The sequence below is a fragment of the Ammoniphilus resinae genome (assembly GCF_017873965.1).
In the GTDB taxonomy this organism is placed as follows: domain Bacteria; phylum Bacillota; class Bacilli; order Aneurinibacillales; family RAOX-1; genus Ammoniphilus_A; species Ammoniphilus_A resinae.
The window spans coordinates 13,946-38,514 of the sequence record NZ_JAGGKT010000008.1 but is presented as its reverse complement, the minus strand read 5'-3'; the positions used below and the strand labels follow the sequence as shown (position 1 = coordinate 38,514).

Annotated in this window: 23 protein-coding genes; 17 read left to right on the top strand and 6 right to left on the bottom strand. The window is 41.3% G+C overall.

Annotated elements, in window-relative coordinates:
* The first annotated feature begins 54 nt into the window (after positions 1-54).
* The 5 genes from uxuA to J2Z37_RS13590 all read left to right on the top strand — a co-directional run bounded on the left by uxuA (position 55) and on the right by J2Z37_RS13590 (position 6,251).
* Positions 55-1,116 carry a mannonate dehydratase gene (gene uxuA, locus J2Z37_RS13610; RefSeq protein WP_209810824.1) on the top strand — a complete coding sequence of 354 codons (1,062 nt, stop codon included), beginning with the start codon at positions 55-57 and terminating at the stop codon, positions 1,114-1,116.
* Between the two features lie 294 nt (positions 1,117-1,410).
* Positions 1,411-3,759, top strand: coding sequence for an RNA polymerase recycling motor HelD (helD, locus tag J2Z37_RS13605; RefSeq protein ID WP_209810972.1), 2,349 nt, complete (start codon positions 1,411-1,413; stop codon positions 3,757-3,759).
* Between the two features lie 24 nt (positions 3,760-3,783).
* Positions 3,784-4,698, top strand: a complete 915-nt coding sequence (locus J2Z37_RS13600) for a class I SAM-dependent methyltransferase (protein WP_209810823.1) — start codon at positions 3,784-3,786, stop codon at positions 4,696-4,698.
* A 349-nt stretch (positions 4,699-5,047) separates the two neighbouring features.
* Positions 5,048-5,446 (top strand): GNAT family N-acetyltransferase, encoded by a 399-nt coding sequence (locus J2Z37_RS13595; RefSeq protein WP_209810822.1) that lies wholly within the window; start codon positions 5,048-5,050, stop codon positions 5,444-5,446.
* Positions 5,447-5,729: 283 nt separating this feature from the next.
* On the top strand, positions 5,730-6,251 hold the full coding sequence (locus J2Z37_RS13590; protein WP_245203804.1) for a C40 family peptidase: 522 nt from the start codon (positions 5,730-5,732) through the stop codon (positions 6,249-6,251).
* A gap of 287 nt (positions 6,252-6,538) precedes the next feature.
* Here the strand turns inward: J2Z37_RS13590 and J2Z37_RS13585 are convergent, their stop codons facing one another.
* Positions 6,539-7,444, bottom strand: a complete 906-nt coding sequence (locus tag J2Z37_RS13585) for a nuclease-related domain-containing protein (protein ID WP_209810821.1) — start codon at positions 7,442-7,444, stop codon at positions 6,539-6,541.
* A 217-nt stretch (positions 7,445-7,661) separates the two neighbouring features.
* Here J2Z37_RS13585 and J2Z37_RS13580 point away from each other — a divergent pair, with 217 nt between their 5' ends.
* The 7 genes from J2Z37_RS13580 to J2Z37_RS13550 all read left to right on the top strand — a co-directional run bounded on the left by J2Z37_RS13580 (position 7,662) and on the right by J2Z37_RS13550 (position 14,195).
* Positions 7,662-8,564 (top strand): DMT family transporter, encoded by a 903-nt coding sequence (locus tag J2Z37_RS13580; RefSeq protein WP_209810820.1) that lies wholly within the window; start codon positions 7,662-7,664, stop codon positions 8,562-8,564.
* A gap of 174 nt (positions 8,565-8,738) precedes the next feature.
* Positions 8,739-9,719, top strand: a complete 981-nt coding sequence (locus J2Z37_RS13575) for a C-terminal binding protein (protein ID WP_209810819.1) — start codon at positions 8,739-8,741, stop codon at positions 9,717-9,719.
* A gap of 15 nt (positions 9,720-9,734) precedes the next feature.
* Positions 9,735-10,463 carry a FadR/GntR family transcriptional regulator gene (locus J2Z37_RS13570; RefSeq protein ID WP_209810818.1) on the top strand — a complete coding sequence of 243 codons (729 nt, stop codon included), beginning with the start codon at positions 9,735-9,737 and terminating at the stop codon, positions 10,461-10,463.
* Between the two features lie 22 nt (positions 10,464-10,485).
* Positions 10,486-11,364, top strand: coding sequence for an acetaldehyde dehydrogenase (acetylating) (locus J2Z37_RS13565; RefSeq protein WP_209810817.1), 879 nt, complete (start codon positions 10,486-10,488; stop codon positions 11,362-11,364).
* A gap of 26 nt (positions 11,365-11,390) precedes the next feature.
* Positions 11,391-12,410, top strand: coding sequence for a 4-hydroxy-2-oxovalerate aldolase (gene dmpG / locus J2Z37_RS13560; RefSeq protein WP_209810816.1), 1,020 nt, complete (start codon positions 11,391-11,393; stop codon positions 12,408-12,410).
* Between the two features lie 527 nt (positions 12,411-12,937).
* Positions 12,938-13,570 carry a TetR/AcrR family transcriptional regulator gene (locus tag J2Z37_RS13555; protein WP_209810815.1) on the top strand — a complete coding sequence of 211 codons (633 nt, stop codon included), beginning with the start codon at positions 12,938-12,940 and terminating at the stop codon, positions 13,568-13,570.
* 103 nt (positions 13,571-13,673) lie between these two features.
* Positions 13,674-14,195, top strand: a complete 522-nt coding sequence (locus tag J2Z37_RS13550) for an isochorismatase family protein (RefSeq protein WP_209810814.1) — start codon at positions 13,674-13,676, stop codon at positions 14,193-14,195.
* 33 nt (positions 14,196-14,228) lie between these two features.
* On the opposite strand, the gene J2Z37_RS13545 is transcribed toward J2Z37_RS13550, so the two are convergent.
* Positions 14,229-14,894 (bottom strand): CBO0543 family protein, encoded by a 666-nt coding sequence (locus J2Z37_RS13545; RefSeq protein WP_280922215.1) that lies wholly within the window; start codon positions 14,892-14,894, stop codon positions 14,229-14,231.
* Positions 14,895-15,174: 280 nt separating this feature from the next.
* Between J2Z37_RS13545 and J2Z37_RS13540 the strand changes: the two genes are divergently transcribed.
* A complete protein-coding gene (locus tag J2Z37_RS13540; RefSeq protein WP_209810812.1) occupies positions 15,175-16,194 on the top strand; it encodes a hypothetical protein in 1,020 nt (339 codons plus the stop codon).
* 58 nt (positions 16,195-16,252) lie between these two features.
* Complete coding sequence (locus tag J2Z37_RS13535) at positions 16,253-17,446, top strand: macrolide family glycosyltransferase (RefSeq protein ID WP_209810811.1); 1,194 nt, start codon at positions 16,253-16,255, stop codon at positions 17,444-17,446.
* A gap of 133 nt (positions 17,447-17,579) precedes the next feature.
* Here the strand turns inward: J2Z37_RS13535 and J2Z37_RS13530 are convergent, their stop codons facing one another.
* Positions 17,580-17,927 carry a hypothetical protein gene (locus J2Z37_RS13530; RefSeq protein ID WP_209810810.1) on the bottom strand — a complete coding sequence of 116 codons (348 nt, stop codon included), beginning with the start codon at positions 17,925-17,927 and terminating at the stop codon, positions 17,580-17,582.
* Between the two features lie 87 nt (positions 17,928-18,014).
* On the opposite strand from J2Z37_RS13530, the gene J2Z37_RS13525 reads away from it, so the two are divergent.
* From J2Z37_RS13525 to J2Z37_RS13515, 3 genes are read left to right on the top strand one after another with little or no spacing between them, the layout of a single operon-like run.
* Complete coding sequence (locus J2Z37_RS13525) at positions 18,015-18,602, top strand: TetR/AcrR family transcriptional regulator (RefSeq protein WP_209810809.1); 588 nt, start codon at positions 18,015-18,017, stop codon at positions 18,600-18,602.
* A gap of 5 nt (positions 18,603-18,607) precedes the next feature.
* Complete coding sequence (locus J2Z37_RS13520; protein WP_209810808.1) at positions 18,608-19,036, top strand: GNAT family N-acetyltransferase; 429 nt, start codon at positions 18,608-18,610, stop codon at positions 19,034-19,036.
* 11 nt (positions 19,037-19,047) lie between these two features.
* Positions 19,048-19,674, top strand: a complete 627-nt coding sequence (locus J2Z37_RS13515; protein ID WP_209810807.1) for a DUF6198 family protein — start codon at positions 19,048-19,050, stop codon at positions 19,672-19,674.
* 153 nt (positions 19,675-19,827) lie between these two features.
* Here the strand turns inward: J2Z37_RS13515 and J2Z37_RS13510 are convergent, their stop codons facing one another.
* The 3 genes from J2Z37_RS13510 to J2Z37_RS13500 form a co-directional block, all read right to left on the bottom strand.
* Complete coding sequence (locus tag J2Z37_RS13510) at positions 19,828-20,709, bottom strand: LysR family transcriptional regulator (RefSeq protein WP_209810806.1); 882 nt, start codon at positions 20,707-20,709, stop codon at positions 19,828-19,830.
* A 115-nt stretch (positions 20,710-20,824) separates the two neighbouring features.
* On the bottom strand, positions 20,825-23,161 hold the full coding sequence (gshAB, locus tag J2Z37_RS13505; RefSeq protein ID WP_209810970.1) for a bifunctional glutamate--cysteine ligase GshA/glutathione synthetase GshB: 2,337 nt from the start codon (positions 23,159-23,161) through the stop codon (positions 20,825-20,827).
* The gene (locus J2Z37_RS13500) at positions 23,161-24,507 is read right to left on the bottom strand and encodes an MATE family efflux transporter (RefSeq protein ID WP_209810805.1); all 1,347 of its coding nucleotides are present in this window, start codon (positions 24,505-24,507) and stop codon (positions 23,161-23,163) included. The genes gshAB and J2Z37_RS13500 overlap by 1 nt, the downstream gene beginning before the upstream one ends.
* Between the last annotated feature and the right edge of the window lie 62 nt (positions 24,508-24,569).

The window sequence follows — 24,569 nt, the reverse complement described above, 5'->3', positions numbered from 1 at the left end:
TAACAGTAGAAGTCTAGTCATAGGACGAATGGGTAATATAGGAGGAAAATAATAATGAAAATGAGTTTTCGATGGTATGGGGACAACGATCCAGTTTCGTTGGAATATATCCGTCAAATTCCCGGAATGAAAGGGATTGTTTCAGCAATTTACGATATTCCGGTTGGAGAAGCTTGGCCTTTTGAGAGAATCATGGAACTTAAGGGTAAGATTGAGAAGGCAGGACTTGAGCTGACTGTCATCGAATCAGTACCTGTTCATGAAGATATCAAATTGGGGAAACCCACTCGTGAACGTTATATTGAAAACTATCTAACGACATTAAGAAATTTATCCAAGGCTGGTGTCAAGGTCGTATGCTATAATTTTATGCCAGTATTTGATTGGACGCGGTCCAATCTGGCACACGAGCTTTCAGATGGCTCTACCACGTTGATTTATGAAGAAAAAGTGATTCAACGGATGGATCCGCTACGTGGGGAGTTGCAGCTTCCGGGATGGGATACAAGCTATGAAGCAGGCGAATTGAAATCCCTTTTTGCTGAATATAGTAAAATGGATGAAGAAAAGCTATGGGAGAATCTAGAGTACTTCATTAAGAAGATCATACCAGTGGCTGAGGAAGAAGAAATCAGAATGGCCATCCATCCTGATGATCCACCGTGGTCCATTTTTGGGCTGCCTCGCATTATAACCAATCAGGAAAACCTAGATCGCTTGCTTCAAATAGTTGATAGTCCAAGTAACGGGTTGTGCTTGTGCACTGGTTCCTTGGGGGCTAGTCCTCAGAATCATGTTCCTTCGATGCTGCGGTATTTTGGGCAAAAAGGACGTGTGCACTTCGTTCATGCACGAAATGTAAAACTAGTAGGTGAACGTTCCTTTGAAGAGTCCGCACATCCTTCTGAATATGGGTCTATCGATATGTATGAGGTTGTACGAGCCTTGCGTGAGTTTAATTATGAAGGACCGATTCGTCCTGACCACGGTCGGATGATTTGGGGTGAAACAGGGAAGCCGGGCTATGGTTTGTATGATCGAGCGTTAGGTGCTGTTTACTTAAATGGAATTTGGGAAGCTGTGACCAAGGAAAGAGATCGATTTCTTAATAGCTAAATAAAGATGAAAGAGTCCGTTCCCTTTGGGGATATACGCAAATTAAAAAGAGCCCCTCTCATTTATTGGAGACGGGCTCTTTTCGGTTACAAAACGAAAACAGAAATTTATTTAATTTTCCAACGCAAGAAAATCATTGATTTTTAATAAAATCCATGATACGATGTGTTGTGGTTGATTTCCAACCTAGAATATTTCATTCATATTTATCCAATTTAATATTACCATTTCTATTTTGGTTTGTCAAGTGTTTTGTACAATCTTATTTTTTAGGAAAAGGGGCGGTTTATGAGTATGGATAAAAGTTGGTTAGAGGAACAAAGACGTGTTGATTTTGTTATCGATGAAATTGGCAAAAGAATGGACCATCTTCAACAAGCCGCCGACAAAAACAGAACGGATATCGTTTCGATTCGCAAGAATTTCTGGGACAACGTAACGGTTAATTTTGATGATCCATTGGAAGCAATCGAAACGGCAGCAAGTATTAAGCAACAGGCAGAGGTCTTATCGGAAAGTGAACGTGTTTACCAACATAACCAAAAACAGTTGGTGGCGCTCGAAAAGTTAAGACGTTCCCCTTATTTTGGCCGGATTGACTTTTTGGAAAAGGGATTTAAGAAAGCTGAATCAATTTATTTGGGTGTTGCCTCTTTTCTTGATGAAGATCAATTGGAGTTTCTCGTATATGACTGGCGTGCACCGATTTCAAGTATCTACTACGATTATCTGCCTGGACCGGCATCGTATGATACCCCTGGTGGAACTGCCCGGGGGACACTGGAGTTAAAAAGACAATATATCATTCGTGATGGACAGATACAAAGTCTGTTCGATACGGGGGTAACCATCGGCGATCAACTCTTACAGGAAGTGCTTGGCAAACAATCGGATGCGCAGATGAAAAGTATTGTGGCAACGATTCAAAAGGAACAAAATCAGATCATTCGCAACGAACGCAGTGAACTGCTCATTGTGCAAGGATCGGCGGGAAGTGGGAAAACTTCAGCGGCATTGCAAAGGGTTGCCTATTTGTTATACCGCTACCGTGGAAAACTGTTGGCAGACCAGATCGTTTTGTTTTCTCCCAATCCCATGTTTAATAGCTATATCTCCACCGTCCTGCCTGAATTAGGGGAAGAAAACATGCAGCAGACAACATTTCAGGAATACTTGGAGCGTCGGTTAGGGAGTGCATTTTCGCTTGAGGATCCATTTACCCAAATGGAATTTGTCTTAACGGCCATGGATATGCCCGGGTATGTGGCGCGTATAGCTGGGATTCAATATAAAGCTTCTTTAGACTTCTTGCAAACCATTGAGGATTATATTGCTTTTCTTGGCAAAGAAGGTCTCCTATTCAAAGAAATTCTCTTCCAAGGAGAGGTGCTTATTTCTGCAGAACAGATTCGAAAGCAATTTTATGCTTATGATACAAATCTGCCTATTTCCAATCGAATGGCCCTCCTTGCAACGGCATTGATCAAACAGTTGAAGGAACTGGCGCGAGATGAAGCGGAGAAAGCCTGGGTGGAGGATGAGGTTGAACTGTTAGGCAACGAGGCCTATAGATGGGCTTATAAGGAGCTGCGCAAGAAAAAGCAATACGATGAAGGCACCTTTGATGACTTTGAAAGTGAGAAAGCCTTACTTTCAGAAAGAGTGGTTGAAAAACATTTTAAACCGCTTTATGAATGTGTAAAGTCTTTTCAGTTTATCGACGCCATCGGCATTTATCAGCAGCTATTTGCCCATCCGGAGTTTGTTTCAGAGATTGCAGTGGGTGCGAAGCTTCCAGAATCATGGGCTTCTATCTGCAAGCATACGATGGAGAGACTCGCTCAAAAAGAATTGCTGTATGAGGATGCTACCCCCTATTTGTATTTGAAGGAAAGATTAGAAGGTTTTCATACGAAAAATACGATTCGCCATGTCTTTATTGATGAGGCCCAGGATTATTCACCATTTCAATTTGCTTTTATCAAGCGTTTGTTTCCACGCAGTAAAATGACAGTGCTAGGCGATTGGAATCAGGCCATCTTCGCGCATACGGCCGAGAATTCAGGTTTTAAAGCATTGCCCGCATTGTTTGGAACAGATCGCATGGAGCAGATTCTTCTAAGCCAAAGCTACCGTTCAACAAAACCGATTGTGGAGTTTACACGAGAGTTAGTTGAAGGGGGAGAGATGATCGAACCGTTTCAGCGGGAAGGCGGAAAACCAACATTGTTGAAGCTGGAAATGATGGATGAACTTGAGCAAAAGGTGGTCGAGCGCGTGATGGGTCTTCAAAGCAGTGGTTACGGGACGATCGCCGTCATCTGCAAAACAGCTAATGAGAGCCTTGAGGTCTATGAAAGGCTTAAGAGTAATCTTCCTGTCTTGCTTGTTGATAAAGAAACCATTTCTTTTGAAAAAGGAATCGTGGTTATTCCTGCCTATTTAGCGAAGGGCGTTGAATTCGATGCCGTGATTATCTATAACGCATCTACCACACAGTATTCTAGGGAGAGTGAACGAAAGCTTCTTTACACCGCCTGCACCCGTGCCATGCATGAACTTCATCTTTTTTGTGTAGGCCAATTGACGCCGCTGATTCCCATAGAGGTGGTCGGTACCCTTTTGGTTGAAGTTGAGGGATAAGAGAGCAAATAGAGGAGGAGCTTTATGGAATCAAAAAGTGTGACTGCACTTGTCAGTGCCTTTTCACGAGCCTATCATTCGATGCAATACACAGAGAAAATCTTCGATGACCATCTGGCAAAGAAAATAGTAACAGAGGATGAATATCAAGAAATAGCAAGCAATATGTCAAAGGGAATTGGTTTCTTCAATCCATCATTTGTTGGCACACCGGAGGAGGCTTTGCAATGGATTGTGAATCAGCAATTATCACCGTCCCCACTGGGCAGAGCAGCATTCGCAGAAAAATCGCTGGAAAGTGCTGTGCGGTTTGGAGCAAGGCAGTATTTAATATTTGCTGCTGGATATGATACTTTCGCCTATCGTCAACCTGATTGGGCCTCACAACTAGAAATCTTTGAAATTGACCACCCGGTGATGAGCGTTGAAAAACAAAAACGTGTTCAAAAGTTAATTACATCTCAACCGGAAAACCTCCACTTTGTTGCGGCAGATTTTACAGAACACAACTTGGAGAGGACGTTACTTGGCTATCCGGACTTTAATGATAATAAGATCAGCTTTTGCAGTTTGCTTGGAATCAGTTACTATTTGCCACAACAGGCATTTATTGAAACCATAAACACCATTTCAAGACTAGTTCCAAAAGGGAGTAGCATTGTTTTTGACTATCCGGATGAGTACACCTATACCGACCACGCAGGGGAACGGGTTAAAAAGCAAACAGCGATGGTAAGGGTAGCAAATGAAGAAATGCTTGCAAGCTATTCGTATACAGAAATAGAGAAGCTATTGGCTGATAACCACTTTCTCATTTACGAACATTTGACTCCGAATGAAATCACAGAGCAGTATTTTGAAAAATACAACCAAGCAAACCCAGAACAGCCAATGACAGCCTTTGATCATGTGAATTATTGTTTGGCTGTGAGGAAATAAAACAATTTGAGCTTCATCGGCTTGGTGGCGGACAGAAAACAGGAGTTATTCGGACTGAGTATGGAGTCCCGGGTGGATTTCAGTCCGAATCCGAGAGTAATTCGGACTGAGTAAGGGGTCCAGGGTGGATTTCAGTCCGAATCCGAGAGTAATTCGGACTGAGTAAGGGGTCCAGGGTGGATTTCAGTCCGAATCCGAGAGTAATTCGGACTGAATAAGGGGTCCAGGGTGGATTTCAGTCCGAATCCGAGAGTAATTCAGACTGAATAAGGGGTCCCAGGTGGATTTCAGTCCGAATCCGGTGGTCACCTGTCATTAGGCAAAAACCATTAAAGGGGGGAAGGAAGACATGAGTTTAGAATATAAGGTGAATGCACCAGTATCTGCTGAAGAGGTTGCGAATGTGTTTCGGGCGGCAGGTCTAAAAAGACCTGTCGATCAATTGGAACGGATCCAACGGATGATCGATTATGCGGACATTACAATAACTGTTAGGGATGGTAACAAACTCATTGGTATTGCTCGTGCGATTACTGACTTTAGCTACTGTTGTTATTTATCGGATCTAGCAGTGGATAAGGATTATCAAAAAAGAGGAATAGGAAAGCAATTGATTAAAGAACTTCAAAAGCAATTAGGTGAGGAAACGTCCTTGCTGTTGTTGTCTGTTCCTGATGCAATGGAATATTATCCAAAGGTTGGATTTAATAAGGCGGAGAACGCATTTTTAATTCAGCGGAAACGGTAAGATTTTAATAGGATTTGCCCTTCCTACTTTACCAAAAGGTTACGAAGCAGTATGCTCGTGTGACCTACCAAGAATGATGAGAGATCTCGGATCATCTCATCTTTTTTTCTTTTCACACTTCCACAAAAATGTAAAGATGATATACATTAAAGTTTTTTCATGTATTTCTCATTTAAGCCATTCCTTCCTACTCTCTGTTGACTTTCGCTGACCGTAAGTAAATGGTGGGAATTTTACTTTTGCTATACTCACCTTAGATAAGACAAAAAGGAGAGGTAAGCAAATGAAAAATCTGAAACAGCAAACATTTAAAAAGATAGCATCACTGAGTCTCGGTCTAACACTTGCTTTTTCCACTTTCACATTTTTCACTCCAGTCACAACACCCATAGCTTCCGCGGCTGCGAGCATCTCCGGAAGTCAAATTATTTCCTCGGGGGCAAAGTACCTGGGAGTTCCATACAAATTCGGTGGACATTCCCCGTCTGGTTTTGATTGCCAGGGCTTTACAAGATATGTCTTTAACAAATATGGGATCACATTGCCTGCAGGTGCTAGAAACCAATCTAAGGTTGGGAAATCTGTTAGTCGTAATCAATTGAAGGCTGGAGACCTTGTTTTCTTCTCAACAAAAGCGACAACAAAATACAGTTCTTCGTCGATTAAAAGAATTGGACATGTAGGTATTTACGCGGGGAACGGGAAAGTTCTTCATACATACGGTGATGGCGGAGTTCGGTATTCTGATCTAAACTCCAAATGGTGGAGTTCGCACTATGTGAAGGCTAAAAGAGTTTTGGGGTAAAACTGGAATGCAGCTTAATGAAGGCCCTCAAGGATAAAAACCAGTGGAAGAGTAGGAGAAAAGTCCTTGAGGAAGTCTCTCAAGGACAAAACCCGGTGGAAGAACCAGAGAAAAGTCTTTGATAGAGGCTCTCAAGGACAAAAGCCGGTGGAAGAGCCAGAGAAAAGGCCTTGATAGAGGCTCTCAAGGACAAAAGCCGGTGGAAGAGCTTGAGAAAAGTCTTTGAAGAAAGCTCTCAAGGATAAAAACTCGTTTACACCAGTTCTATCTCCAAAAAATCTTTAGCCTTATTCATAAAAGGACCAACGGCGAACTCCTATAATTTTAAAGTTTTTATCTAATATCTGTCTTATTCTTTTTTTAGAATCTACCACCTTACACCACTCATGGATGATATTGGTGTTCATTTTCAACTTTGGAAAAAGGAGCCTAAACTCATTCACACTCCGCATGATAGCAGAGGTAGCCATTTCTTCATGCCCGCAATCCATACAAAAGCAGTTCTTTCCCCTAACCGAAATACTAAACGAGTTACACTTCGCACAAATGATTCCTTTTCGAAGTTGATTGAAATCATAAGAAGGCAGCTGATTAAAAGAGGAATCTTCCAAATGTAAAGAAATTAGTTTATCAGCTAACATCTTATGTTTTCCATTAAGTTTTGAGGGTGCTGAACTAAGTTGTCGCAGAAAGCGTTGAATTTGAGTTGGGAAAATAAACGGTTTGTCCAGAGGTGCTTGGTATAGGGTGAACTCGGGGTTGATAAAAACGACGGAGGCCACGATTGGAAGCTTAAATCCAAGATTTTGAAGGAGTTGGCGAAGCAATGACTCACAACGGGTTAGTTGGATGAGTGGATTAGTAATTTCTGTTTTCGGTTTTTTATATATTCGATCTGATTCGTAGTAATAATCTCCTTCATAATTTTTCACTTCAAAAAGGTGGATGGTGTCAGAAAGAATGACCAAGGAGTCGATTTGAAAAGTGGTATTATTTGATTTAAGTAACAAATCATTTAAAATAAGGCATTCGCATTGAAGTTTGTCCGTTAATAAATCAAACATGAACTCCCCTTCATATCCTTTTTTAAGGTGCAAATAGTGCTGATTGTCTTTGGCAGATAAAGTCATTCGTGTGTTCAATGATTTTAGGATTATGAATTCATTGGACTCGGTACGAGGTTTATAGGGCATAGTCCACATCCTTTTTTAAATAATTTTAGATAGCAGGAGAAGGGGAAATGATAGAGTCGATATTTATTATATATAGGGATTTGAATATTTGCAAATATCTATTTTTAATTAAGTACAGCCCCATCTCCCCTCAATCTCTCCATTTCTACTGAATAATGGTATGGATCATTACAAAAAGATAGTATATCATTATTCAAATAGAAGGAGATTGATAGAAATGAAACAAGGTATTGCACTACTTATTATGGCAACAGTCTTTTGGGGTGGGAATTATATTTGTGGGCGCTATTTGGCACCGGCATTACCTGCGACACTGCTCAATACCGTTCGCTGGGGGATATCTACGGTGATTCTGGTTGGGATTTTATCCTTCAATAAAAAGAGCTTACCCCTCCTTTCCAAGTGGAGGGAATTTTTAATTCTCGGTTTCTTTGGGGTTTTTGCCTTCTCCACATTAAATTACATGGGATTAAAAAATATCAGTGCGTCACAGGCAGGGATGATTTCGGCCGGGATTCCAGTTGCGATCCTCATGTTTACCCCTTTTGTTCTAAAGGAAAAGGTCAAGTTACGTGCTTGGATTGGCACAGTGGTTTCGGTAGTGGGGGTTGTTCTCCTATTTAAGGGAAAACATACAGCATCTTCTCAAGCATCGATCATCGGTGAGATCGAAATCATCCTATCTTGCCTAGCTTGGGGATTATACACGGTCCTTGGAAAACGTTATGGAAAAGAGATGGATCCGCTAACCATGACGGCAGGGGCCGCTTTCTACGGGACCTTGCTCAGTGCGATTAGCTGCATTGGAACGGTAAAGCCGGACATGATTCATATGAGCGCAACCGCCTGGCTATGTATCATCTATGTCAGTACATTTGCATCTGTCGGTGCCTATTTTGCCTGGAATGCCGGTGTGAAAATAGCCGGTGCGGGCCGAGCAGCCCCTTACATTAATTTTCTCCCCGTCTGGACCGTGATCTTTGGGGTGGCTTTGCTCCACGAACAAATTTCATGGATGTCACTTGTTGGGGGAGTAGTGACCATTCTAGGTGCAGTTTTAGCAAGTATCACGGGTCAAAGTAAGCGGAATAAGGTTCAGCGTCTAAAGTCGCAAGTTTAGATAAAGAAAATCTCCCGTTGTGGGGATTTTTTTGTTTAAACAACCCGAGCTTTCCTAAGGTAAAAAATATATTGAAATCTAGAAAATTGTATGAGAAAATCAGGGTATCATGGTCAGACCATCATACCCTGATGGTTAACCAATCATTTGTTAAATAGTAGAGGGGGAACCAGAATGTCTTTTAAAGTTGTGATGCCAGATACTATTTTCCCGGATTATTCCATTGAGAGAGACGTTTTAAGAAGAGAGCTTGATATTGATCTCGTGACGGGTCAAGGCCCAGAGGCTTCTGCGCTTATTGAAGCGTGTAAAGACGCGGATGCAATTGTTACGGTGTATGGTGATTTCAATCGAGATGTGATTGAACAGCTAGAAAAGTGTAAAATTATTGTTCGAACTGGGATTGGTGTAAATAATATTGATATTGAGGCTGCTACGGAAAAAGGAATTTACGTGGTTAACGTTCCTGATTATTGCTGGGATGAGGTTTCAGACCACGCAATCTCCATGGCATTTACGTTGCTTCGTCAGTTGCATGTGTATGATAAGAAAATGAAGGAAGCCATTTGGGATGTCCATTCGAAGCAAAATCGAATCCTTCGTTTTAATACTTTAACATTTGGTTTAATCGGATTTGGTAATATTCCAAAGGTCGTTGCCCAAAAACTAAAACCGTTTGGATTTACCATTAACGTCTCTGATCCATTTGTTAAGGAAGAGGATGCAAAACAGTTTGGTGTAAATCTAGTGGATTTAGAAACACTACTAAAGACTTCCGATGTTGTATCTGTTCATGCCCCTTTAATCAAAGCAACACATCATATGTTGAATAAAGAAACAATTGCTTTGATGAAAGAAAATGCCATTGTTATCAATACAGCAAGAGGCCCATTAATTAATACGGAAGATTTAATTGACGCATTAAAAAGTGGAAAAATTGCCGGTGCGGGGCTTGACGTTTTGGAGAAGGAACCACCGACCGCAGAAGATGAGATCTTAAAACTTGATAATGTCATCTTATCTCCACATGCTGCGTTTTATTCTGAGCAATCCGAGGACCAATTGCGGGAATCCTCTTTTATGGAAGTCGTTCGCGTTTTAAAAGGAGAAAAGCCAAAGCATCCGGTCAATAAACCTTTTGAAACAGCAAAATAAATGTGGGTGAAAAAATTGGAGTTTGAACCAATCAAAAGAAAAACTTTAGGTGACGATGTCATTACACAACTGAAGAACCTGATCATCAATGGTGAGCTTAAGGTTGGCGATAAACTTCCAAATGAACGGGAATTATGCACGCTTTTGAATGTCAGTCGATCCTCCTTGCGTGAGGGGCTTATGGTTCTCTCACAGCAAGGCTTGATTAGCCGCATGACAAAAGGTACCTATATCACCGCTGATTTTTCGAAGGTCATTGAGGAGTCCCTTACTTTTCAAATTCTCCTAAATGATTCGTCATTTTCCGAAATCCAGGAAGCCCGTTTGTCATTGGAGGTTGCCTTGACAGGCTATGCTGCCGAACGAAGAACTGACGAGGATTTAAATGAATTAAAAGAACACTTGGATTTGCTAAAAGTGGCTTTTGAAAAAATGGATAAAGATCTGCAAATTCAAGCGGATATGGGTTTTCATAAAGGCATTGCTGCATCAGCGAAAAACAAAACCCTTCAATATTTGTATAATACCATTACTCACTTAGTGTTTAAGGTTCAAAAACAAGTGGCTTATGATGAAGGGGTCTTTGAGTATTCGTATAAATTTCATACGGAAATTTATGATTTACTGGTGAAAAAAGATGTGAAAGAGGCACAGTTGAAAATGGAAGAGCATCTAAGGGATGTCCAAAAAAGGCTACAGCTGCTTGATAAAGATGTGGTCTTAGACAGTCACTTGGAAGGATAAAATCAAATTTTTAGGAGGTATTGTGATGAAAGTGAAAGCAGCCATTATTGGTTCAGGAAACATTGGCACAGATTTAATGTACAAGCTTGAAAGAAGCCCCTATATCGAACTCACAACGATGATTGGGATTGATCCGGAATCTGACGGGTTGAAACGTGCCAAAGAAAGAGGATATGCCACATTTGATAACGGAATCCAAGGCTTGGTAGACAATCCAGATCTAGCAGATATCGTATTTGATGCCACCTCAGCCAAAACACATGTAAGACATGCAAAGATTTTGAAAGAGCTTGGCAAGTTTGCGATTGATTTAACACCTGCAGCTAGAGGACCATTTGTTTCTCCCGTTGTAAACCTGGAGGAAAATATCGAAGGGGATAATATCAACATGATTACGTGTGGGGGCCAAGCGACGATCCCAATGATTAGTGCGATTAATTCCGTAGCAGATGTCAGCTATGCAGAAATCGTGGCTACCATTTCTAGTGAAAGTGCGGGACCAGGCACGAGGGCTAATATTGATGAATTTACAATTACCACCCGCAGAGGAATTGAAGAAGTGGGCGGAGCCGATAAAGGAAAAGCTTTAATTATTTTAAATCCTGCTGAGCCTCCTATTTTAATGAGAGATACGATTTATTGTGAAGTGAAAAATATGGATGAACAAAAAATCACCGAATCTATCAAAGCAATGGTAGAACGTGTGAAAGAATATGTTCCTGGATACCGATTAAAGCAGGAACCATTGTTTGATGGGAACCGTGTAACCGTATTCATCGAAGTTGAAGGTGCTGGTGATTATTTCCCTCCATATGCAGGAAACCTGGATATTATGACAGCCGCAGCGGTAAAAGCGGGAGAAAACGTGGCAAAACATCTAGCGAAAAGACTATCAATGTAATTGATCTCATACAAGGAGGAATCGATATGAAACGGAATAGTAATAAACCTATTAAACTAACAGAAGTTTGTTTGCGTGATGGAAGCCATGTGGTTCGCCATCAATTTACCGAAGAACAAGTTCGTGCCGTAGTACGCGGATTAGAAGATGCTGGCATGCACTATATCGAGGTAGCACATGGGGATGGATTGGGTGGTTCAACCCTTCAATATGGCCGTTCCCTTGTTGATGAAATGAAATTAATCGAGGCAGCCGTTGAAGAAAGTAAAAACTCCAAAATCGCTGTCTTGCTTATTCCTGGAATTGGAACGGTTCATGAATTGAAACAGGCACGTGAAATCGGGGCCCAATTGGTTCGTGTGGCAACACATGTAACAGAAGCCAATGTATCTGCCCAGCATATCAGCATGGCTCGTGAGCTTGGCATGGAAGCTTTAGGGTTTTTAATGATGGCACACTCGGCACCCGTTGAAAAACTAGTAGAACAAGCCAAGCTCATGGAAAGCTATGGAGCGGAAGCTGTTTATGTAACAGACTCTGCAGGAGCGCTTTTACCTAATCAAGTCCGCGAAAGAATTAAAGCGTTAAGACAGTCTTTGGATATCGAAATTGGATTTCATGCTCATAACAACTTATCAGTTGCAGTAGCCAATACACTAGTTGCGATCGAAGAAGGGGCAACAAGAATTGACGGAAGCCTTCGTTGCCTAGGCGCGGGTGCTGGGAATACGCAAACCGAGGTATTAGTTCCTGTGTTACAAAGAATGGGAATGGATGTCGGCGTTGATTCTTATAAATTGATGGACCTTGCTGAAGAAGTCATTGCTCCTATTCTTCCAAAAGCACAGGAAATTGGAAGAGGCAGCATTGTGATGGGATATGCAGGAGTGTACTCAAGCTTCTTACTTCATGCAGAACGTGCCGGACAACGCTTCGGTATCGATTCACGTGATATTTTAGTAGAATTAGGAAAGAGAAAAGCTGTTGGCGGACAGGAAGATATGATCTTGGATGTCGCAGCTGAATTAGCGAAACAAAAAGCATAGAATGGTTTTAGAATAGCAATAAGCCGGATTTTCCTGTCTTAGCGATCGGGAATCCGGCTTTTTTAATGAGAAATCCGTATTTTATTGTTGGTCACCATTTGAGAACAGCCATCTCCATGAACTATTTTGAAATATATTTTCGTGGGACGAAATCTTCATGAACTTTCTTATTCTCCTGTGGAGATGCAGTGAAGATACTCAATCCTAAGAGGACTAAACAACAAAAAATTAGGCCTAGCATTCTTATCACACTCCTTTAAAACTCTTTCACTATTACTGACGAGGGAAGTGGGCATTTGGTTACACAAATTTTGTCGAAATTAGAATCCAAATTTTGACTATTAGTAGGTTAAATAAAAGCTTCCGACCCATTAGGGCGGAAGCTGGGGCGATTCAGACTAAGTTTGTGGGAACAATGTAATTGAGTCAGAACAGAGTTAATAGATTGAAAATAGCGGTTGACAATTTAAAGGAACTGGAATAATTTAATAATTGACATACATGTCAGTCAAAAAGGAGGGGAGAGCTTGTCACCTCGAACTTCAAAACAAAATGAAGAAATTCGGGTCGAAAGGGTAAAACAAATCTTGTCTGCAGCCATTGAAGTGTACGTAGAAAAGGGAGTTAGAGGAACGGAAATGGGGGATATAGCGAGAAAAGCCGGGATCGCTAGAGGATTGGTGTATTACTACTTCAAGGATAAGATGGAACTTTTCCGTGAATTATTCTCACAATCCATTTCAACTGCACAACAATTTATTAGGTCCAGGCTTCAAGCAGATGAGGATTCACTGATCAAGTTGAAGAAATATACTCGCTTTTATTTAGAGATGGCCCAGAAACAACCTTTACTCTTGAAATTCTATCGGAATATGGAAAATGATTTTGAACTTGTATTTGCAGAGGATTCTCATTCCGTCGCAGAAAGTTACTATCACCATGCCAAGCAACCTCTAGTTGATGTCTTTATCCAGGCGATGAACGAGGGAAAGCTGAAACGATGCGAGCCAAAGGTGATTGTCAATGTGTATTGGGGTGGTTTGACTGGAATGCTTGACTTGTTAGCCAGTGGCTATTTCGAAAGGGAAGAATCAGAGAAAGTTATTGAACAAGTCGTCGAACTCCTATTTGCAGGGTTGCAAAAACATTCGGTGGAGTGATGAGGAATGAGTACATTAGTATTGGTGCATGGGGACTGGTGTTTGAGAAGGCAGCGCTTCATTTTTCTTGTCTGAAATGAATCGAAGAGGGGGCTGAATTGGAATGGACAAAGCAAAAACGGCTTTGCTAGTTATCGACGTTCAAGTGGGACCATTGTGGGGCACGTATAAAAAAGAAGAAACGCAAGAGGTCATTTATCGAATGATCGAGAGGGCTAAAGAAGAAGTGGTTCCCATCTGCTACATTCAATTCGAGGATGAAGAGTTACTGGCGAGGGGCTCGCAGTTTTGGCAACTGGATCCCATGATTACTCTCAATGAACGAGATCAGGTAATTTATAAACGATCAGCCGATTCTTTTGATCAAACCTTGCTTAAAGAGCAATTGGAAAATAAGGGCATTACCCATCTTGTCGTTGTTGGTGTAAGAACGGAATTTTGCATTGCTGCCACATGCCGCAGGGCAACAAGCTTGGGGTTTCATGTGACCCTGGTTGAAAATGGACATACGACAGTGGATGGGAAGGTACCTGCGGAGAAAGTCATCAGTCAATATAATGACATATTAATGAAAGAACAGATGATTCGGGTTGTTCCGGATCATGAAGTGGTGTTTCATAAGTAAAGTAAAAAAGTGTAGAGATTCCCCTGCACTTTTTTACTTTGCTTTTCGTTTCAAGTGAAACAATTTACTCAGAATAAACCTTTTCCTTTTTGGCGTTTCTTTCTCGATTGGCTTGGTCGTATTTGGTGTCTTGGGATTTTCTTTGGTTGTTTGAAAATAAAGGAACAGGTTTGTTATCCCACGAGATACCAACATAACTGTTATATAACCAGCAAGCAAGTGGAAATAATTCATGCCTTTATACAATTGAAATAAACCGAAGGCAACCATGGTTGGTTTGAACAAGAATGAAAGAAAAACAGACATTCCTGTCAGATATAGATAATAATTTTTATTATTATTTATTGTCCATTGGTATACAAGCATAAACAAGACGGGAATAAGAGCTGTATCCAAAGTAACACTTGAAGGTAAGAAGGGAACTAATTTATATGGATAACCCCATAGCCCATGCGTATACCCATATATATCTATATAGTGGAACCAGACATGAACATTGAACCCAAAAAAACCAATATGAAATGCTCTTTTTCGGTCAATGAGAAAATATAGGGCCACTAAAGGAAGGATGAATAAAGCCAGCAGTAGCCAAAACTCCCACGTATCAGCATTGGAATAAGTACGCCAATAATGGTTTGTTAAGTTCGATACTTTCTCCTCCAGAGCTGTGATTTCATCCAATAATTTTGCTTGTCCCATTTTCAAGGATTACTCCACCCTTACATATTTTTACATATTTTCCCCTGAAAATCTGGCTTTATTAATCTAAGTTTTTACGAAACGTTATATGATATGATAACTATAATCGTTTTGTATATCATAGTCTGGGGTGGTCATTGAATTTATGGAGCTTAGACAGTTAACTTACTTCGTCGAGCACTGAGGTTTTTCTTCGTTTTGTGGAAAAATACCTTGTTTCGAGGTAAACCGTATCAGATGACAGAATTAGATCATATTTGAGAACCGGAGGACGTTTAGATTGACTAGATATTTTTTATTTCTTTTCAGTATTATTCTTGTAATCTCGGGTTGTAACAACGAAAATACACCTTCCCAGCCATCCACAACTGACAAAACAACTGTTGAGTCAAAAGTACTTCCTCATGTTAACGTAGTGCCTTCATCCTCGCCCACCACGGCACAATCAACCTCAAATGCGGCCGTTTCTTCAGCCGATGTTACCCCAACGAATCCATCTATTCCAAAAAATTCAGACCCTATCATTGGGGATATATTGAATGATCAATCCTTCCAAACTGTTTTTGAAGATTTGGGGGAGTCTGAGTTTATCACTTCCGAAGAAAAGATAAAGGGTAAGAAACAGCCGCATTTTTACTTTAAAAAAGGGGATACGGTGACGGAGTTAAAATATGAGCCTGAATCACCTGAGTCCATCTATTCTGTCTCTGCAGTCTCTTTCCAGGATGTCAGTGCTGACGGAAAGAAGGATATTGTCGTAATCGCCAATTATACAACAGGTTTTGGGTATATGGGCGCAATACCTATTTCTCAACTATTAATCTTTAAACAGACGGAATCAGGTTTTATAGAGGATCACACCTTGGAAGAGAGGGCACGAGCTGGAGTTCCCTATCGAATCCTTACTGTTAAAGATGTGGTGGTCGGCCTGAAAACTGACCCGAAAGACAGCATTCCTAACGCATGGCAACAATTGCATCTTGGAACCTATAAGTTGAATGGCTCTAATGAGCTGGCTGGCTCTACGATAACGATCAAAGAGGCTTCTGGTGATGGGCTTTTATTCAGTCTTGATGCCTTTTATGCAGCGAATAAAGAAGCAATGATGAATGGAGGGGTCAATATCGGCACCATTGATTCAGAAAAAGCTACACCTTCCTATGCGGAAATGATCTTTAGGGATGGAAAGTATGAATTATCCCTATCTATGATATCCAGTACAGATCTTTATGTCCGGGACAATGGTGAGTCATACTTCGGACATAACGTGTATGTAAATGGAATCTACAGTCCTGAATGATGCTACCTGCGGCAACCCTATTCAGTCAATGCAGAATAAACTTTAAGGAGCAGTAGAAATGGCCCGTGTTTTATTTATTAATGGTGGATCAGAAGGACATATCAATCCAACTATAGGCGTAGTGCAGGAGCTTATTTCACGTGGAGAAGAGGTAGTGTACTTTTGTATAGAAGCCTTTCGTGACCGGATGGAGAAAACGGGAGCAACGGTACGAACATTTGACGGTGAAAAATTTGTAAAAGCCTTTATCTCAGGGGGAAGAAATTATTTACTCGAAAGAGTCAACGGTCTTTTACATACGGCAGATATTGTCATACCTAGCGTTCTTGAACAGATCAAAGGAGAGCATTTTGATTACATCATCTACGATTCCATGTTTGGTTGTGGACGTATACTTGCCCAGATTCTTCAGCTTCCTGCCATCAATTCTTGTACTTCTTTTGCACAGACCGAAGTATCATTCAATACCATGTTGGATCAGTTTTCTAAGACCATTCCTACTGAAATCGTTAAACCTATATCCGATGAATTCCAGAGCCTTACGGCCAAGGTAAAGGAAAGGTATGGGGTTGAGATCCATTCTCCTTATGAGGTTTTTTGTAATCCTGCACCATGTACCATTGTTTATACAACGAGAGAGTTTCAACCACATGGAGAAGCGTTCGACCAAACCTATAAATTTGTAGGTCCATCCATTTCTTCACGATCAACGAAGGAAAACTTCGACCTGGCAATTAAGGGAAAGGACCTGATTTACATTTCTCTGGGGACTGTTTTTAATCAAGCCATTGATTTTTATAAGCTATGTTTTAAGGCTTTTAAAAATACGGATCACACCGTCGTTATGTCGATTGGGGAAAAGACCCAACAAGCAGATTTGGGGGAAATCCCCAAAAACTTCATCGTAAAAAATTATGTTCCACAAACAGAAATTCTGCAATACACGAAGCTATTTATTACACATGGTGGAATGAACAGTACCCATGAAGGTCTATATTACGGGGTTCCACTTATTCTATTCCCACTGAGCGCGGATCAGCCAATCATTGCCGCGCAAGTTGCGCATATCGGAGCTGGAATTCAATTACAAATGCAAAATACGACTGCAAATCAATTACGAGAATCTGTAGAATATGTTCTAAACCAGCCATCTTTCCGAAAGGCTGTGGCAAAGATGAGGGAATCCTTTCAACGATCTGGTGGATATCGCCAAGCGGTTGATGATATTTTCGAATTTAAAAGTCAATGTTAATTAACTACTAACACTGACTCCAGCGCTCATTGCGATCATTGTTGATATGCTTGTACTAGCATTTATTAACAAAATTCTCTTACGCCTTTTACGTAAGCTTTTTTAAAGAGCAGCGGTATCAGAACCGGCTGCTTTATTCAATTGGGTTAGCATCTATTCGCTTTTCCCCGTCAATCGGCACAATGTATGCATTCTTGTACTGATTATTGGATAATCGGTCGATTATCTCAATTTGTAATCTCTTTCCGTTGCTGTCGACCGTACCGTAAGAAAGCGAGTCGGTCATCCATTGATCTGAGAAATAAACGGATTCGCCGAATGGTGTGGGCTTAGTGCCCAGCTCCAACGGCTTGCCGCTCGGATAAATTGTATCCTTCTGCCACTTGACGATTGCAAGCCCTTCACTATTGATTTCCACATACGTAATTGTTCCTTTATAATCCTTCATGTAACGAAGGGCTTCAAAAAGTTGCACTCTCATCACAAATAGAAGCTTTCTACTATAGGTTGATTTAGATTGGGAATCATGCTATTATTACCTGACGATTGTCAGGGTAGAGGTGGGACTATGACAGAAAAACGAATTAAAAACATAGCGTTAACTCTTTTCGCTACAAACGGATATGAGGGGACATCTCTTGCTCACATAGCAGAAGCTGTCGGAATCAAAAAGCAGTCAATTGCCACCTACTTTCGGAAGAAAGAGGACTTGTTTCTAGCGGTCTTTAAAGATATGGCCCAAGACTATATTGGTTTTATCAAAGAAATGCATGATGAAATGCACTTGGAGACCGTAGAGAAAAAACTGCAGTTTATCTTATATCAAGGCTACCAATACAAAGTCAAGAATCCAGAACAAACCGCTTTTTATAAACGTGCAATCCATTTTCCTCCATCATTCTTAGAGGCAACCATCCGTCATGAAATTATGAAAATGGAACAACAAACTTCTAAGTTATACCGCGAAGTATTTGAAGAGGGTATAAGGGAAAAGGTAATTAAAAACCAGGAAATAGAGAATCTGTTAGCCGCTTTTTATTGCTTAATTGATGGAATCTCTATGCAGATGTTTTTTTACGATACAGATGAATTTAACCAACGACTTTCGAGTATTTGGAAGATTTTTTGGGATGGAATCAAAAATGAGGAAGGATGATTTTCATGGAAGCCAAGCGTGTTACAAATCAAAAACAACTAGATGACGCGTTTCAGATCAGAAAAGCGGTATTCGTGGAGGAACAAGGGGTACCGGAAGAAATTGAATATGACGAACATGACGCACATGCGAAACATATTTTAGTTTATTTTGAGGATCAACCTGTTGGAACAGGGAGATTGCGGATTGTAGATGGACAGGCCAAATTAGAACGCATTTGCGTTTTGGCTCCCTATCGAAAATATGGGCTTGGTAAATTAATTATTGGGACACTTGAACAACTCGCCCATGAACTAGGGCTAGGCAAGGCAAAATTACATGGTCAAACACATGCAGAGGGTTTTTATCACAAGTTAGGATACGAAACGAAGTCCCCAGAATTTATGGAAGATGGGATTCCGCATGTTCTAATGGTGAAAAATCTTGCATTCTAAGGTGAGTTTCTATGGGCCTATCCCTTCGTAGATTTACATTTTATTTTCTAGGTATCTTTATATTGACATTCGGCATTGCCTTGAGCATCCGTTCTAACTTGGGAACTGCACCCTTTGATGCGTTGCTCGTGGGGATGTATCGAAGTTTTGGATTGACAATTGGCAGCTGGGAAATCATTTTGGGGCTCTTCTTGGTTTTGTGTAATGCGGTAGCCGGAAGACGTCGTCCGGAATTCCTGGCATTACTGACCTCGTTGATTACAGGGGCCGGGATTGATTTATGGATGTATCTACTAACTGAATGGCTGCAGCCAGAAACCATTTTTAGTAGAATCATCTGTTTAGTTATTGGAATAGTTTTTGGCGGATTAGGCATCGCTGTCAACTTGCAGGCCGATTTTGCCCCTAATCCCCTGGACCGCTCCATGCAGATTATTACAAGATTAACGGGATTGAATTTCGCGATTTCTAGAGCATTGATCAGTATCGTCCTTGTGTTTTTTGCTTTTATTTTCGGTGGACCGATTGGGGTAGGTACGATTCTATCCGCCTTTTTTTCGGGAGTGATGATTAATTTATTTGTGCCTTTGGTTGCAAAACTGGATAGAAAACATACGCAAGAGGGGGTATCTTCGTGATTCGGACTGAGATAGAGAGAAACCATGGAATCGAGTCCGAATCCAAGCCTGATTCGGACTGAGATAGAGAGAAACTATGGAATTGAGTCCGAATCCAAGCCTGATTCGGACTGAGATAGAAGGAAACTAGAGATTTGTGTCCGAATCCCTAAATCATTCCACCATCCTAAAATGGTTCAACACAAACTCCTTGAATCGCGTAGCCGCTGGTGACATATAGCGGTCTTTAACCAATGCCATTCCGATTACGCGTTGGCCTTTGGGCTTCCGGATGGGTACTTGTGCCACTTTGTTATTGTTTCCTACATCGGGGAGCAGGGAAACGCCCAACCCGGCAGCGACAAGTCCTGCTGCGGTTGCCACTTCGTCACCTTCGAACAAAATCTTAGGCGTAATTCCTATTTGTCTGAACAAGTCGTCGGTCGTTTGACGTAACGTATACCCCTTTTTTAAGAAGATGAAAGATTCATGTGCGATTTCTTCTAATGTAATGCTTTCACTACCAGCCAAAGAATGGTCAAGTGGTAGGATGGCAAAAATCTCCTCGCTCCACAGTGGAATCCATTGAATAGGCAGTTTGGTTTCCGTCGGTTCGGCTATGAGGCAAAGATCCAGCTTCCCTGCATTCAACTGCTCCAACAGGGAGTAACTATGATTTTGGGTCAATTGAAAATGGATCGTTGGTGCGTGAGCACGAAATGAGCCCAGCAAATCTGGAATCAAGCTAGTGGCCAAGGTATGGAGGAATCCCAACGCGACTTCACCGTATTCTGGATGAAGCAAATCTTGAAGCTCTTGTTTTCCGGCGGTGAATTCCATTAAAATGCGGGTTACCCGTTTCAAAAAAAGTTCCCCATACTGATTCAGCATAATCGAGCGGCCCTGACGATTGAATAACGGGACACCTAGTTCTTCTTCTAAACGCGCAATGGAACGGCTTAAGGCTGATTGGGAAATGGAAAGGGTCTCAGCTGCACGAGTCACATGCTGTAACCGAGCTAAGGTCTTAAAGTATTCAAGCTGCTGCCACTCCATGGTAGAACCCTCCAATGAATAAGAACACTATTTATTACCAGTATACATGGAAAATGGGATTATAATGAATGACAGATCAAAAAGACTGCCGAATTCTCGACAGTCTAATTGTCTCTTAAAGTTTACCAAACAACAAATCAAGGATTTTTTCATCGGCCTTCCGGTTTGTCCCTTTGAATGGAAAACAATGAATATGAATAGCCGGATTGAAGTTGATTTCAATAATCGAGTAGTTCCTATCGCTGGCATATTTTTCCATATCGTTGATCATCATATCGACTCCGCAGAACGTAGCGCCCGCAGCTTTCGCCGCTTTCACAGCAATCCTTTTATAACGATCCGGAATTTCATCCGTTAGGTCGATACTGTCTCCTCCTGTGCTGATATTGGAGTTTTCTCTTAAATAAACGGTTTCGCCTGCACCTGGAACATAGGAACGGTCCTTGCCTTGATGTTTTAAAAACATCTCTTCCGCTTCACCCAATTGTAGCCGTTCAAGCGGAGTTTTATATCCTTTTCCTCTTAATGGATCCTTGTTTTTATCTGCTACAAGCTGTTCTATCGTATGCAGTCCGTTTCCTACGACGTTGGCAGGAACGCGATGGAGGACGCCTACCACCTCATCACCCATGACAAGGAATCGATATTCCTTCCCGCTAATAAATTCCTCAAGCAGAACGGTTTTGTCATGTGCAAAGGCCATTTCGAAAGCTTTCTGAAAATCCCCCCGGGAGAAACCGCCGGCAGCAAAAATCGTAATGCCCAGACCAAAATTGGTAGACTTCGGCTTAATCACAATCGTCTGATCCCGAAACATCTCATAGTCACCAAGTGCAGTGTTTAAATCGCTATAGACCCGCCCTTGAGGAACACGAATTCCTTGACGCTCCAGGACCTTCTTGGTGACCACCTTATTTTCCATGATTAACACGGTGCTGTATGAATCAAGGGAAGTTTTCGTTGCCTGTTTGACATATTCGGTATGATCACCTTTTTGCAAGAGGATAAAATTTTCTTCCCGATCCAACATTTCAAACCGAATTCCCCTTTTCAGTGCAGCTTTCAATAACAGCTGGGTGGAGAGCTCCAAGTCCTCATATCCCAGAAATTTATAACCGCTCGCCTTGCTCTCCTCAGCATATTGCTTCGCTTTATCCATGTGATAGGCCAGATAAGAGGATTGCTGGGTTGCAGCTTTCACGATCGAAGCAAAATTGAGCTCCGAATGCTGGATGATTTGTTTCGCCTGTTCAAGCAAGCGCGTGAATGACTCATGATCTGGGGTGATCACTTGCAGCATTTCTTCCATGGTTTCCAAAACTCCTAATGCTCTTTCCACTAGTGTAATAAAGTGTTCTTCGGCACCAAACCACTTTCCCTGAATCCCATCCATAATCAAACTTTCATGATTCTGATCGGCAAGGTTTTGCTCTATCTCGCCAAAGGGTTCATCTTCTAACAAGAGCATCAAGATGAGAAACAGATGGATGAATTGCATGATGTCTTTGCTGATTCCCACTTTGTAAAGAGGGTTTAGATCGATCATGCGCAGCTCCAAATAGGCAATTCCATCCTGTAGTAAAGAATTTATAAAGTCCTTTCCTTTTGCAGGCTTGATGCGTACCGAGCTATAATACTCTCTGGCACTTAGCAATTCCCCCGCCTGAACCAATGATTGAAGGTCGCGAACATAAGTCTCCACCGAATCAAAAGATACATAAATGGGCTTTTGATTCCGATAGCCGCAAATACTGTTCCGCAGTGAATTCATGTTGGGGAAGAAGTAGCTTTCGTCATCAAAATGATCGCTCAATTGGACACATTGTTCGAGATACGTTTTATTAAAAACAGGACTAGCACCAGTTAGATAAACAAGTAGCCAGCGGTACCTTAATAAGTTTCGCGCCACCTTCAAATACAGTTGGTTTTTAAAATCTTTATAGGAGCTGTCAGTATGCAGGCCCTCATATAACTTTTTTAAAAGTCCCTCATGGAACGAAAAGTTGTAGTGGATCCCGCTCATTAATTGCCTTTTCCTGCCGTATTTTTCAGCCAATTGCATGCGATATTGGTCCTCCACCGGATCACTCATCAAAGCAATGGGGATTTCCTCATCTTTTGGCAAAACTGGAGGATTACTGCTGGGCCATAAGTATTCCTCTTCTAATTCAAGGGTCACGATATCATGAAGGGTCTCCATGAAATCATACGTTTCACTAATGGTTTGAAATACAGGTGTGATCATTTCAATCTGACTCTCGGAAAAATCTGTTCGGATATAGGGGTTTTCCATTTTATTACCGAATGCTTTTGGATGGGGTGTAAGGGCAAGCATCCCATTTCCATCCACCCGTATATTTTCCTTTTCCAAACCAAAATTTCCCCGTAAAAGCTCCTCTTGCAGATTCTGTTTAACCACCCACTGTAAAAGATCTCGATTTACCTTCACCATCATCTACCTACTTTCAACTCTCTTGTAATTTTTCCAAGCGTCCGCAAATACCAGAAGACAAGAATAATTCCTTTGAGCACACTGCTTATTGCAATGGACATCCAAACCCCGTTTAAACCGAAAGGTCCCGATAATACGATTGCCATCGGAATTCTCAAGGCTGTTAGGATAATGCTGAAAATAGGAGGAATATAGGTTTTTCCAATGCCATTGAAGGCTCCAACCGTCATCAGCTCCAGGCACATGAACAATTGGGAAAATCCGATGATCCTCATATAATCCGTTCCAAGCATAAGACTGGTTTTATCCGATAAAAACAAGGAGAAAATTTGACCTGGTAATAGAATGAATAGTAAAGAGATCAAACTTCCAAATATCACTGTGATCCACAAAGCGTTCTGATAGCCCTTTTTAATCCGGTCATGCTTATGTGCTCCAAAATTCTGCCCGATAAAAGCAGCGATGGCACCTTGAAGCCCACCGATCGTCATATAGGAAATGGATTCAATCTGAATGCCAACTCTTTGTGCGGCAATGGCATCAGGTCCCCACTGAGCTATAATTTTGGCAATGATGATTGATATAAAAATGAAGGTAACCCGCTGTACCGTAATTGGGCCTCCCAACCGAAGGACCTCTTTTATTTGATGCATATTAAAGGTATAGGGTCGGGGCAGAAAGCGTAAGTTTTTGGCATACAAAATAAATAAAACTGTCACCATAACATTTGCGAGTAACGTGGCCGAAGCTGCTCCGGAAACTCCAAGTCCCTGTATGGGCCCAATCCCAAAAATAAGTAAAGGATCCAGTATAAGATTTACAAGGAAACCAACGGTTTGTACGCGGAATGGCCGCTCACTGTTTCCCATGGAGGTGAAGACGGTGCTGAACAAAATATTAAAAAACGAAAAGACCGTTCCGGCAATCGAAATAAGGAGATACTGTGAAGCCATCTGCTCGATTTCTGCACGGTCTAACTCGAAATAACCGATAAGATGAGTTTTTGCAAAAATAATGAATACCATATACAGAATGCTTAGAAATAAAGACATCAAGAAAGCATTATGAATATATACCTGGGCTTCCTCTTCTTTTCCCGCTCCTATGCTATGGGCAACTTTGATCCCGGTACCAATGGAAATGATTGTAAACAAGGCGACTGCCAGGTTTACATAGAAAATCGCTGTCCCAACCGCAGCAACCGGTCCGCTTCCTAACCTTCCGATCCAAATCATGTCAATGAGCCCATATGTTGTAGAAATAAAATTAGTCGCGATAATCGGCAAGGTTAATTTCATCAAAGCAGGCGATATCGGACCTTCCGTCAAATCATACTTACCATTCAATCCATGCACCTTCTTTATCGCTGTAGCTAAAATTCAATCATCAAATTATTTTGATTAAGTAC